General features: G+C 28.5%; 11 protein-coding genes. 3 read left to right on the top strand and 8 right to left on the bottom strand.

Annotated features, from left to right (window positions below):
- The first annotated feature begins 33 nt into the window (after positions 1 to 33).
- From LNAT_RS07375 to recG, 3 genes are read left to right on the top strand one after another with little or no spacing between them, the layout of a single operon-like run.
- The gene (locus LNAT_RS07375; RefSeq protein ID WP_096259938.1) at positions 34 to 582 is read left to right on the top strand and encodes a class II aldolase/adducin family protein; all 549 of its coding nucleotides are present in this window, start codon (positions 34 to 36) and stop codon (positions 580 to 582) included.
- Between the two features lie 8 nt (positions 583 to 590).
- Positions 591 to 1,736 carry a M16 family metallopeptidase gene (locus tag LNAT_RS07370; protein WP_096259936.1) on the top strand — a complete coding sequence of 382 codons (1,146 nt, stop codon included), beginning with the start codon at positions 591 to 593 and terminating at the stop codon, positions 1,734 to 1,736.
- A complete protein-coding gene (gene recG / locus LNAT_RS07365; RefSeq protein WP_096259934.1) occupies positions 1,729 to 3,474 on the top strand; it encodes an ATP-dependent DNA helicase RecG in 1,746 nt (581 codons plus the stop codon). The genes LNAT_RS07370 and recG overlap by 8 nt, the downstream gene beginning before the upstream one ends.
- Here recG and LNAT_RS07360 read toward each other — a convergent pair.
- From LNAT_RS07360 to LNAT_RS07325, 8 genes are read right to left on the bottom strand one after another with little or no spacing between them, the layout of a single operon-like run.
- Complete coding sequence (locus LNAT_RS07360) at positions 3,463 to 5,394, bottom strand: ATP-binding protein (protein WP_096259932.1); 1,932 nt, start codon at positions 5,392 to 5,394, stop codon at positions 3,463 to 3,465. The genes recG and LNAT_RS07360 overlap by 12 nt on opposite strands.
- Entirely contained in the window at positions 5,394 to 6,710 is a 1,317-nt protein-coding gene (locus LNAT_RS07355) for an SIR2 family protein (protein ID WP_096259930.1), read from the bottom strand. The genes LNAT_RS07360 and LNAT_RS07355 overlap by 1 nt, the downstream gene beginning before the upstream one ends.
- 17 nt (positions 6,711 to 6,727) lie before the next feature.
- Complete coding sequence (murC, locus tag LNAT_RS07350; protein WP_096259928.1) at positions 6,728 to 8,032, bottom strand: UDP-N-acetylmuramate--L-alanine ligase; 1,305 nt, start codon at positions 8,030 to 8,032, stop codon at positions 6,728 to 6,730.
- Positions 8,029 to 8,490, bottom strand: coding sequence for a hypothetical protein (locus LNAT_RS07345; RefSeq protein ID WP_096259926.1), 462 nt, complete (start codon positions 8,488 to 8,490; stop codon positions 8,029 to 8,031). The genes murC and LNAT_RS07345 overlap by 4 nt, the downstream gene beginning before the upstream one ends.
- The gene (locus LNAT_RS07340; protein WP_096259924.1) at positions 8,487 to 9,578 is read right to left on the bottom strand and encodes a succinyldiaminopimelate transaminase; all 1,092 of its coding nucleotides are present in this window, start codon (positions 9,576 to 9,578) and stop codon (positions 8,487 to 8,489) included. Before LNAT_RS07340 ends, LNAT_RS07345 begins: the two co-directional genes overlap by 4 nt.
- Positions 9,578 to 11,746, bottom strand: a complete 2,169-nt coding sequence (locus tag LNAT_RS07335; protein ID WP_096259922.1) for a polyribonucleotide nucleotidyltransferase — start codon at positions 11,744 to 11,746, stop codon at positions 9,578 to 9,580. The genes LNAT_RS07340 and LNAT_RS07335 overlap by 1 nt, the downstream gene beginning before the upstream one ends.
- Entirely contained in the window at positions 11,743 to 12,333 is a 591-nt protein-coding gene (locus LNAT_RS07330; protein WP_096259920.1) for a phosphoribosyltransferase, read from the bottom strand. The genes LNAT_RS07335 and LNAT_RS07330 overlap by 4 nt, the downstream gene beginning before the upstream one ends.
- Entirely contained in the window at positions 12,330 to 12,563 is a 234-nt protein-coding gene (locus tag LNAT_RS07325) for a J domain-containing protein (protein ID WP_096259917.1), read from the bottom strand. The genes LNAT_RS07330 and LNAT_RS07325 overlap by 4 nt, the downstream gene beginning before the upstream one ends.

The raw sequence follows: 12,563 nt of genomic DNA, 5'->3' as shown, positions 1-12,563 counted from the left end.
TTTGATATAATTTGTCTAAAAAAAAGGTTAAGTTTGCCCGTAGATTTTTATATAAATGAATTTATTTTAGCCGCAAGGGTTCTGCAGGAAAAAAATATGTTAAATATAGGTTTTGGAAGTATTTCTTTAAAGACAGGCACCGATACAATGATAATCAATAAAAAAGATACCTGTATAAAAGAAGAAAATTTTTATATTCAAGTGAACATAAATAATAAAACGCTGGCATACAAAGAATCCAATGAAGATGTGGATATTCATTCCAAAATTTATAAAGAAATCTCATATGCCAAAACAATTTTAAATATTTTTTTACCGGATATAGTCGCATACAGTATAATGCATCAAAAATTTAATCCAATGGATGCTCACGGAAGAAAATATTTTAACAATATAAAAATTATTGAAGATTATAATAATGAAAAAAATTTGAATAAATTACTGGAAACACTTAAAAAAGATGAAATAACAATTATCAAAGCACAAAGTATATTTATAATAAGCAGGGATATAAAAGAAGCTTTAAAAAAAGCATTTATTTTAAATAATTCTGCTAAAATTTTGCTAAAAATTCCACATTAAGGATATAAATGTTAATTTATGAAAAAGATAGTCTTGGCAGAAGTTTTTTAGAAATAGTTTTTTTAAATGCCGGCAGCATATTTGCCCCTGACGGAGTTGCAAATTTTGCAAAAGAAATAATAAACAGGGGGACAAAAGAAAAAAAAGAAAGATTTTTTAATGAATTGGAAGAAGATGCGATAAATATTAATTTTAATGTAAATCATGAATATTTTACAGTATCTCTTAAATGTTTAAATTCAAAAAGAAAAAAAGCAATAGATAAACTTACGGAGCTTTTCAGTAATTTAAATTTAACCGAGGAGGCTTTTGAAAAAACAAAAAAAGAGATAATTGCAAAAAAAGAAAATTTAAAAAACAACAACGATTATATTGCAAATAAAAATCTCTACCGTGCCGTTTTTGAAAACACTCCTCTTGCATTACCTGTAATAGGTGAAGATATTGAAAATATCACTTTATACGATGTAAAAAACTTTATATCAGAAAAACTCACCCAAAATACCATCTTAATAAACGGCGGGGCAGAATTTGAATACGAAAAATTTTTAAATATCCTGCCAAAAGGGAAAAAAGAAAAATACCCTTTTTTCCATCCAAAACAAAAAGATATCAAAGAAACCAAGAAACTGCAGCAAAGCTATATCTATTTTGCAAGTGATTTTAATATCAATAAAAACGAACTGCACCTGGCAAAAATAGCGACTTTTATTTTAGGAAGCGGCGGATTTGGAAGCAGGATAATGGAAGAGATTAGAGTAAAAAAAGGATATGCATATTCGGCATATGCATTTAATACTTTCAAAAAAACCCATAAACTTCTTAGCGGATATATGCAGACAAAACTTGAAAATACAGAAGATGCTATTAATACCCTAAAAAATATTATCAATGATTTTATAGATAAAGGAATTACAAAAGAAGAACTTAGCGATGCAAAAAAATTCCTGCTTGGAAGCGAACCGCTCAGAAATGAAACTCTTGCACAAAGACTACTTAAAAAATTTAATGAAATATATTTAGAACTCCCAAAAGATTATTACAAAAAAGAGCTTGATCTGATTAAAAACACATCCATTGATGAGGTAAATAATTTCATAAAAAAATATCAAAACATAAAAAATTTGAGTTTTTCAATTCTTACAAATGAATAATCTAAAACCGATTGAACTTGCCATTATAAAACCTAAAGATTGGGAAGACAATCATTTATATCCCTATATATTAAACAGGTCTCAAGCTTTTGAGGCTGAAATACTTGATATTCAAAAATCCTCTAAAACAACCAGAATCAAATTTTTTTTAAAAAATATAAACCAGATTATGTGGGGAGTGTTTTTTGTTTTTAAAAAATGGCATCAGGCTGTATTTAAAACAGGAAAAACTCTCTTCATTAGAGGGGAAATTAGAAACAACCAGTTAATCCAGCCAAAACCTATAAGTAGAATCAATGAAATAGTTCCCGTTTATTCATCTACCAAAATAAAAAATGAAATAAAAAAACATGTAACATATGAAAACATAAAACTTTTGCCTGAAAATATTGCAAAAACGCTTATAAAAATGCATTTCCCACTTTCTCCTGATGATATAGACGAAAAAAAAATAAATTATGCACTTAAATGGACGGAAATTTTTTTATATTTATATAAGCTTCAGAACAAAAAAAAGACTTTTCCGGCAAATCCTATAACATCAGACCCAACCCCTTTTATAAATTCTCTTCCTTTTACCCTTACAAACGACCAGATTAAAGTAATAAATGAAATAAAAAATGACCTATCAAACCCCATGCAGGCCAGAAGGGTTGTTATAGGGGATGTCGGAAGCGGTAAAACAATTATAATGCTTGCAACTGCTTTTATGGCAAAAAAAAGTGCCATTATGGCCCCGACTTCAATACTCGCCAATCAGATTTACGAAGAAGCAAATAAATATTTAAATGGAAAATGGAGAATGGAAAATGGAAAATTATTTAAAGTGGTATTGGTTACACAAAAAAGTCAATTTACAGAAGAAGATTTAAAAAATGCAGATCTTTTGATAGGAACTCACGCTCTTTTATATCAAAATTTACCCAAACTTAATGCCGTAATGGTAGATGAGCAGCACAGGTTTGGAACAAACCAGAGGGCAAAACTTGAAAAACTCACAAGCAACGGCAATATTTTACCCCATTATTTTCAATTCAGCGCAACACCGATCCCAAGAACCCAGGCTTTGATTCTCAGCAGTTTTGTAAATGTCAGTTTAATTAAAGAACTGCCTTTTAAAAAAAATATTGAAACCAGAATAATTGATAAAAGCGATTTTAAAGATTTAATAGCCCATATTCAAAAAGAAATAACTCTTGGAAATCAAATTGTAATAGTTTATCCTTTAGTAGAAGAGTCTCAAAATTTTAATTATCAAAGCATAGAAGAAGGGAAAGATTTCTGGCTTAAATATTTTGACGGAGTATATATAACCCACGGAAAAGACAAAAACAAAGAAGATGTTTTGGTGGAATTCAGGGAAAAAGGAAATATTTTAATTACAACCACCGTTATTGAAGTTGGAATTTCACTGCCTAGACTGACCACCATTGTAATAGTGGGAGCTGAAAGGCTCGGACTTGCCACACTGCATCAGCTAAGAGGAAGAGTCGGAAGATATGGACAAAAAGGATACTGCTTTTTATACACTCACGATAAAAACAATAAAAGACTAATTGAATTTTCAAAAACGCTTGATGGATTTAAAATAGCCGAGCTTGATTTAAAATTTAGAAAATCGGGTGATTTATTAGATGGAACAAAACAAAGCGGAGAAAAATTTAATTATTTTGATGAAACAAAGGATTTAAAAATTTTGGAGGATGTTAAAAGATATTTGAATCAATTAATCAAATAAAAATTTATAATCTTTATTTTTTTCAACAAACCAATTTTTAGATATTTCATTATTATCACTTTTTGGTAAAGGATTAGCCTCATTGACTTTAAATAAAGCTGGTATATTAACTGCATTACCAAAAATTAAAGCATGTTGTGTAGGGATAGATGGCAATTTTTTTAAAATTGTATCAGAAATATGAGGAGTCATTTGTCTTATATGCAATAAATCATCAGGATTTTGAATTCTATGGACAATAAAATTATTACATTGGGATAAAACAGTTTTAGATAATTCACTTGGTCTTTGAGATGAAATCATTAAGAAAAGGCCATATTTTCTACCTTCTTTAGCTACTCTATCAAAAATTTGACTTGCTCTTAAAAATGTTCGTTTAGAATCATATGCAATATATCTATGTGCTTCTTCTAAAATTAAATTTATCGGAAAAACATTTCTATCTTTTTGTTTTTTTAAAAAATCGAATATAATCCTTGTAAATACAGATGAAATTATTTCTACAATTTCATCTTCTACTTCATTTAAATCAATAATTGTAATTTGAGTTTTTTTAATATATTGGCTAAATTCTTTAAAAATAGGCATTTTTACAATTCCTAAAAATTTCAACAAATAATCTTCAATTTTTTCATTTTCTTTTTTTAAAAATTTAAAATCTTCTCTATGTTGAATAATTTCAGTCCGTGTCAATAAAGGAGCACAATAATTCCGTATTTGTTTATTTCCATTTGCTTCTTCATACAAAATTGCTAATTCCAAATATTCACTTAATTTATCAAATTCAAAATATACCCCTTCTTTATAATTAGGAATTTTAAATTCTTCATTTAATAAATTTTCTTTCATAACATTTAAAAATTCTGCTTCTTTTTTCTCATCTGAAAAATTTCCATATTGACCATTATATCCTTCTATTGTATCATAATTATCAAATTCAGCTTTATTAAATAAACTTTTAATCTTCTGATATTTAGCTATAGGAGATGGTTCTGAAGTATAAATTTCTAAAATACAAGAAGCAATAATATGATTTTTTATTTTTTTCTTATAATTTTCATTATTATTTTCTTCAAATAAAGTGGCAAATCCTAAAGCGTTTCTTAAAATAGGCAATTGAGATTTTTCACTCGCTTGTAATAAAAGTTCCCATTCTTCAATATTCATAAAATGATGTGGTAAATAAAAAGGATTTTTTTCATCATTTAAAGATGTATAATAAATATCTACATCATTATTTTGCGTTTTTAATTTTTCAAATGCTTTTTTATATTCTCCATTTGTATCAAAAATAATAAAAGTCGCTCCAGTTGCAGAAAAATTTTTCTTTTTAAATAATTGTTGAAGCATTGAAGCAATAGTACAAGATTTTCCACTTCCAGTATTTCCTAAAACTGCACTATGAGAACCAAAAAAATTATCAATATTTATTTTTATATCATAATCTTTAAATACTGAAGACATTCCTATTGAAAGTGAATTTAATTTAGTATTATTTCCATCTATTTCTTCTTCTATACTTGAAATGTTAAAAATAATATCTAATTCTTCATCTTTTATATATAAAACATCGCTATATAGAGTAGGAAAAACAGAAACTCCAAATTCAAATTTATTATCTTTAATAGTTCCTAAAGGATAAACATCTAAATATTTATTAGATAAAATTTTGTTAATTTCTTGTTCTTTTGAAGTTTGATAATTATTTTCATCTTTTTCTCTAATACTAATTACTTCACACACAATATAAAAATTTTGATAAGGTATTACAACATAACTATTTAATTGTGCGAAATAATGAATATCATCAAAACCATTTATATTAAAATTTTTTATTCCTTTTAATAATTCCACTCCAAACTTTTCACTATTTATTGAAATTACTTTTCCTATTACTCTTTCTTTATTATCAAAATACATTATTGCCCCATAAACAATTTAGAAATTTGTTTTATTTTCTCTTCAATTTTTTCTTCTTCCATATCAGGCATAATTTCATCAATAAATTTATTAAAAAAATGTAAGGGTATTTCATTAGACTTCTTACAAAACTCAGTCCATTGGTAATCAAAGTCTTTAAAAGTTAGTTGTTTTGAGAAATGATCAAATTTCATTTTCCTTAGTTTTGAAAGAAGTCTATTTTCTTCTCCAATAATCCATATTCTTGAATCATCTAAATTAAATAATTTATTAATATTTTTACTTTTATAATTTCCTATAATTATTAATCTAAAAGTAGGAATTGTCAAAGCTTGATATATTAAATTATTGATATGCTCATCACTAAAACTATAACCTATCGTTACTAAGACATTATTATTTTGCATTAATTTTTTTTGAAACTCTCTAAATAAATCAGAATACGGAGAACCAAAGCTTGAATTTTGTTTCATTGGAGTTGGATAAATCATATAATTATTTTCTTCTTGAAATTGTGGCTTTTGAATCTCTTTTATTTTAAATAATGCATTTGTTGTTTCATCTTCTATCCATGTAATAGAGCCATGTAATTTATATAAATAAATAAAATTATCTATAACATTCCATTTTTTATTATTTAAATCTAATTGTTCAGCATAAGCATAATTAAAAGTTGAAGGATTAAAATACCTCTCAATAAATCCAGTAAATCCATTTGTATAAATAACACCTAATTGTTCTAGAGCAATTTCATTAAAAATATCATAATTAGTAGTAAAGATATTAGTTTTAGTTAAATTATTATCTCTATATAAAAGTTTTCTATAAAATTTTTTATAAATTTCAATTACTTCTTTAGATTTAATATTACATTTATTAAATATAAATTCTTTTGTTTTATTAATTAAATTTGAAATTTTTTTTATATCTTGAGCTTGATTATCTAATAAAAATTTATAAGCATATAAAATTTCTAAAAATTTTTCTAAATTTTTTTCTAATTGTTCATCATTAATATTAATTTTTATTTCATTCTTAATAAAATTTTTATCCTCGTTAGAAAGATTACTATAAAATTCTTTTGCCATAGGTTGCATTGTGGGAACACCTATTTCTTCATCATTTTTATTTAAAAAAGAAGAACACCCAGCACCGATTAAAAAAGATAAATTCTGAACATCTAAAACTTTTGAAAATTCTTTTTGAATAATATGAATAATATTTTTATAATCTTCTTCTTTATCAGAATTTTTATTATGAGTATTTTTTTTATTGTTTTCTAAAATATTATTTTTACCTTTATAAAAATAAATCATTTAAATTGACCTTTTTCCTATTTATTTCCCCTCAACTGATAAGTAATATCCCCCGCTCCAAAACCTATTATCAAACCATCATTAATTTTTTTTATAATTTCATCATCTCTAATTAACATAATATTTTTTCTGTCAGCTTTAATTTTATCAGCAAAAATAGGTTTATATTTTGCAAAATATTTTTCAAAATCAATTTCAACTTTTTCCTCCCCTGCCGACCATACAGGCAATATCACGAGTTCATCAACCCCTTCAAAACATTCTATAAAGCCTTGAAGATTATCAACAGTTCTTGAATATTTATGAGGCTGCCAGATTGCAGTTATTTTATCTATGCCGTTAAGCATGGCATATTTTTTTGCACTGCTTAATGTCGCTTTTATTTCTGTAGGATGGTGTCCGTAATCATCGATTAAAATAAAATCATCATCCTGCTGCAGGATATCGAATCTTTTTTTGATTCCCTTATAATTTTTAATATTTTTTGCAATCTCATTAAGTGAAATAAACTCATTCGCAGCTTCGATTGCAAGAAGGGCATCCAAAACCAAATGTTCGCCAAACCCATATACCTCAAATTCATATCCCCTGTATTCAAATATTGTTTTTGGCAAATCATTCCTCAGTTCGTATCTTATATTTCTTGCATCTTTTAAATACACTTTTTTCATAGGTAAATCAAGTTTTTTTATAAATTCATCATTTCCGTTTACCACCCTGATTTGTGCTTTTTTTAAAAATTTTTCATAATGAGAATAAAAAAGCTCTAAATCGTGATTATAAAATTCCATATGCTCGGGTTCAGTATTTGTAACAACCGCAACATAGGGGTTTGAATCTATGAAACTACCGTCGCTTTCATCCGCTTCAAACACCATTAATTCACTGTTACTAAATTTTGCATTTGAATTAAAATCTTTACTTTCTGCTCCAATTAAAGCATTAGCATTAGGTAAAATAGAAGCTAATATTGCAGTAGTAGTGCTTTTGCCATGCGCTCCACAAACTGAAAGAACTTTTTTATCATTCAATATAAATGGTAGGAATTCACGTCTGCTAAGAATTTTAACACCTTTTTTCTTGGCTGCAACCCTTTCAGGATTATTTTCCCTTGCAACTGCAGTATATACAATTAAATCTATATCACCATTGATATTTTCTTCTTTTTGAGGAATAAAAACTTCTATTCCCTCATTTTGTAGTTTTTGGGTTAACGGGGTAGAATGTATATCACTTCCTTTAACATCAAAACCTTTTTTTTTGCACCATCTAGCCAGTGCACTGAGCCCAATCCCGCCAATACCGATAAAATATAATTTCACTCTTGAAACTCTTTTACAAACTGGTCTTTATATTTTTCTACAAGTTCATCTATTTCATCATTAAAACCGGTAAAAAAGTAATCTTCATAAATTTCTCTTAAATCAATATATTTTTCAAAAAATTTATCAAGGCTTAAACCGGCCAATATTCCTATTACAAAAAGTGTAAACATTTCTTTTAGTCTGGCATCATCCACTAAATAAACCATATCATATCCGACCTGTTTAGCTTCATCTGTAGCACCCTCATCCCAAAGTTCAAGCATATATTCCATCATAGCTCTAACTGCCATTTTTTCTTCAGGATTTTTTATATCAAGTGTTTTTTGTTCTTCTATTTTTTTATTTATTTTTTTAAAAGTCTCTTCCAAAATTTCCTTAAAAGTATCATTAACCTCCTCTTCTTTGTCTTTAACCACCAATTCATCTAGTTTTTTATATTTATCTACCAAACTCATAAAATCTCCTTTAAAATATTAAGCGCTTTTTTTGTTTTTTCCTCATCATAAACCAAGGCTATCCTTACATATCCCTCACCGGCTCCGTTTCTTCCCATATATCTGCCCGGCAGTACTTTTACACCCCTTTTATACGCTTCTTTTGTAAAATCTATATCATCACCCACTTTTAACCAGATATAAAAAGTAGCTTCAGGAATTTCAATTCCTAAAATTTTTTCAGCTCTTTCAAAATTTTTTTTATATTCTTCTCTAAAAATAGCCGGATACTTTTCATCGTCCCATGCCAGCTTAGCAGCATACTGCAAAGGAAGCGGAATAGCGCACCCTGTATAGGTTCTAAAATTAAGATAATCTTTAAGTATTCTCTTATCTCCCGCAATAAATCCACTTCTAAGGCCCGGTGCCGAACTTCTTTTTGAAATGGAATTAATCGCTAAAACATTTTTAAAATTTTTATTTCCTATTTTTATACTTGCTTCAAGAATTGATGGCGGAGGGTTGTTTGTATAAATTTCGCTGTAACATTCATCATTCAAAACTACAACATCTTTTTTCAAGGCATATTCTACCCACTCACACAGTTCATCCAAACTCATAACACTTGCCGTAGGATTATTTGGAGAATTTAATATAATAAAATCTTCATCCCCATCAAGCTGGTTTAAACTTGGTTTAAAATTATTTTTTTCATTCAGTTCCAAATAATTTATTTTACTTCCAGCAGCAATGGCTGCACCTTCATATATTTGATAAAAAGGATTGGGAAAAGCTGTTTTTGAGGGTCTTAGGAAAAGAGGAAAATTAAATAAAACTTCCCTTGTTCCAAACGTTGGAATTAATTCATCTTTATCTAATTCTACATTAAATCTTCTTTTTACAAAATCCCTCTGAGATTTTTTTAAAACTTCTTCACCGCTTGTTTTTGCATATTTATTTAAAAATTTTGCATTTTTACATAATTCTTTCTGAATAAATTCCGGAGTTTCAAACTGAGGCTCACCTATTGTTAAAGATATTACCTCATTTGGATGAGAAATATTTTCTAGTAATTCGTTTAATTTTTCAAAAGGATATTTTTCAAACATTACCCCTCCACTAAAGCAAGTTCAATTTTAAATCCGCTTTGAGATAAAACTTTTACTTTAATTTTATCTCCCTCGTTGAAATCTTCAGGATTTTTACCATTTAATTTTGACTTATGAAGCAAACCTTCAACTCCGGGAACTAATTCAACAAATAAACCGAAATCCACAACTCTTGTAACTTTTCCCTCAATTATCTCCCCTATTTTAAATTCAGGAATTTTTGGCTTGTCATCTTTACAGATTACATTTAAAATATAATTTTTGGTTTCTTCCAACTGTTCATGAGAATCACCATAAACTTTTACTTTTCCTGTTTCCCTGTCAAGATCGATTGTAACCCCGAATTTTGCAATAATATCTTTTACAGTTTTTCCGGCAGTTCCAATAATATCAATAATCTTGTCTGGTTCAACTTTAAAGCTTATTGCTTTTGGCAATACATCTTCATTGTATTTAATCTCTTTTGCAGCTTTTTCCATGAGTTCAAGTATATAACACCTTGCATCTCTTGCCTGATAAAGAGCCTCTTTTAATATTTCAAGGGGAACACCTCCGAGTTTAATATCCATCTGCATGGCAGTTATTCCGTCATAAGTTCCGCCTACTTTAAAATCCATATCCCCGTCATGGTCTTCAAGACCCATAATATCAGTTAAAATTGCATATCTATCACCTTCGGTAACAAGCCCCATTGCTATTCCTGCAGCCAGTTTTAAAAGAGGGACTTTTGCAGCTTTCATAGCAAGTGAACTTGCACATATTGTTGCCATTGAACTGCTTCCGTTACTCTCAAGTATTTCACTCACAACCCTTACAGTTTCATCAAATTCGGGATCAATTAACGGCTCTATTGCTCTTTTTGCCAGATTTCCGTGTCCCAATTCCCTTCTGCTTGGCGGCCCAAGTCTCTCAGCCTCACCGACAGAAAATGCCGGAAAATTATAATGAAGCATAAATTTTTCAAGTTTTTCTTCTTTGTCAGTAAGATTTCCGTAAACCTGGGCATCCATATCGCCGCCTCGAGTCGCAACGGCCAAAGCCTGGGTCTGACCTCTTGTAAACAGACAGCTTCCGTGGGCACTTGGCAGTACATTTGTTTCAATACTAATTGGTCTGATTTCATCAAGTTTTCTGCCATCAGCCCTGATTCCTTCATCCAGAATCATACCTCTTACTATCTCTCTTTTTACAAGCTTCACAGCCTTTAATATAACATCAAAATCCTCTTCTTTATCTAAAACTTTTGCAATTTTTCTTGCAAACTGTTTAAGGAGATAATCTCTTTCACTTTTACTTAAATGTTTAATAATTTCTTTTAATTCATCAATATATTTTTCTTTTATGATTTTTACATACTCACTAGGGTCTTTTTCTGCCCTTTCTTCAAAGGTAACAGGCTCTTTTTTAAACGGTTTTAATGCATCTTCATAAACTTTAACACCTTCTTTTATTGCATTTTGAGCCACTTTTAAAATTTCGATCAAATCATCTTCTTTTATCTCATTGGTTTTATAATTAACTATTGTGTTTTCAATAGGAGCACCGTCAAGCATTATATCTTCAACGGGAATAATCTGAATTTCTTCCTGACCCTGAGCTGCAAATTCTATCATTAAAAGTTCATCTTTTGTACCTGTTACGAAAAGATTAAATTCACCTTTTTCAAGCTGACTCAAAGTAGGATTTACAATAATTTCTCCGTCAATTCTTGTAAGCCTAACACCGTAAACCATTTTAGAAAACGGCAAATCAGAAAGATACATACAAGCGGCAGCCGCATTCATAGCAGCTGTTTGTAAATCGCTCTCTTCATCGGCACTGACTGCCATTATTGTCAAAACAGTGTTATAACCGTACTCTTTTGGAAAAAGGGGTCTAAGACTTCTATCTACAATTCTGGCTGTTAATGTTTCAAAATCACCCGGTTTTTGTTCCCTTTTTACAAATCCTGCTGGAATTCTTCCTACCGCATACGCCCTTTCCACATATTGAACAACCAAAGGGACAAAATCTTCTTCAACAATCTCATCAGGATTATATGTCAAAGTGGCAATCATTACCGTTTTGCCATCTTGAAACCATACAGAGGCGTTAGCCTGTTTTGCAACCTTATTTAAAACAAATTTTTGAACTCTATTATTGACTTTAATATCCACTTCACAACTCATTCATTCTCCTTAATATAAAATTCTGTATTGACATAATCTTCAATTTTTTGAATATAAAAAAGATTATCAACAATATTTTCTAATTTTTCAGCAGCTTCTTTAGAAATAAAAGCGGTAGCTACATTAATTTTAAAAACTTTTGCGTTAATACAGGATTTAATGGCATTTAGCATTGTAAGTCCTGTATTAATTCCTAAATCTATCAATAATACATTTTTATTTTCAATTGAAATTATACTCTCTCCTGTGCGAAATTTGTGCATTTTAGAAATTATTTTTTCTTCATAAATACGATTTGCCTCATTATAAATGTAATCATCCGTTATATCAAAACTGTTTTTAAATTCTTCAATAATTATCATTTCTTTTAATTCACTGATGTTACCAATTATTGTTTCTTTATTTATAGGTGAAAAAATAGGCTCTATAAATAAGATATCACCTTCGATTAAACCGTTTTTTAAACCAATTTCACGAGATAAAAACAAAGAACGTTCATTCACGCTTAAAATAACACTGTCTTTAAAAATTTCTTTGTCTATTAAATCATTTAATTTGTATATTATTTCCTGTTGTGACAATTTCATTCAAAAACCTTAAAATTTTTAAGAAATTCTTCAGGATACTGTTTTTTAATTTCATCTTCGTTAAAAGTAAATTTATAATTTGTTATATATTCTTTTAATATTTTATAAGCAGTGTTTATTTCCTTCATTTTTTCTTCATTTCCGCCTACGTCAGTGTGAAACCTTTTTGCCAGACTTTTATATCTTTTTTCAATATCTTTCATACTGCTTAAAGGTTTAACACCTAAAAT

Source organism: Lebetimonas natsushimae (assembly GCF_002335445.1).
GTDB classification, from domain to species: domain Bacteria; phylum Campylobacterota; class Campylobacteria; order Campylobacterales; family Nautiliaceae; genus Lebetimonas; species Lebetimonas natsushimae.
The sequence above is the reverse complement of the archived record's forward strand: the minus strand, read 5'-3'. Positions and strand labels throughout refer to the sequence as shown.

Excerpts from the sequence above, each read along its gene's own strand:
- LNAT_RS07360 (WP_096259932.1), bottom strand. The coding sequence starts at position 5,394 with ATGTATTTTGATAATAAAGAAAGAGTAATAGGAAAAGTAATTTCAATA.
- LNAT_RS07345 (WP_096259926.1), bottom strand. The coding sequence starts at position 8,490 with ATGAGTTTGGTAGATAAATATAAAAAACTAGATGAATTGGTGGTTAAA.
- recG (WP_096259934.1), top strand. The coding sequence starts at position 1,729 with ATGAATAATCTAAAACCGATTGAACTTGCCATTATAAAACCTAAAGAT.
- LNAT_RS07355 (WP_096259930.1), bottom strand. The coding sequence starts at position 6,710 with ATGATTTATTTTTATAAAGGTAAAAATAATATTTTAGAAAACAATAAA.
- LNAT_RS07340 (WP_096259924.1), bottom strand. The coding sequence starts at position 9,578 with ATGTTTGAAAAATATCCTTTTGAAAAATTAAACGAATTACTAGAAAAT.
- LNAT_RS07335 (WP_096259922.1), bottom strand. The coding sequence starts at position 11,746 with ATGAGTTGTGAAGTGGATATTAAAGTCAATAATAGAGTTCAAAAATTT.
- LNAT_RS07330 (WP_096259920.1), bottom strand. The coding sequence starts at position 12,333 with ATGAAATTGTCACAACAGGAAATAATATACAAATTAAATGATTTAATA.
- LNAT_RS07370 (WP_096259936.1), top strand. The coding sequence starts at position 591 with ATGTTAATTTATGAAAAAGATAGTCTTGGCAGAAGTTTTTTAGAAATA.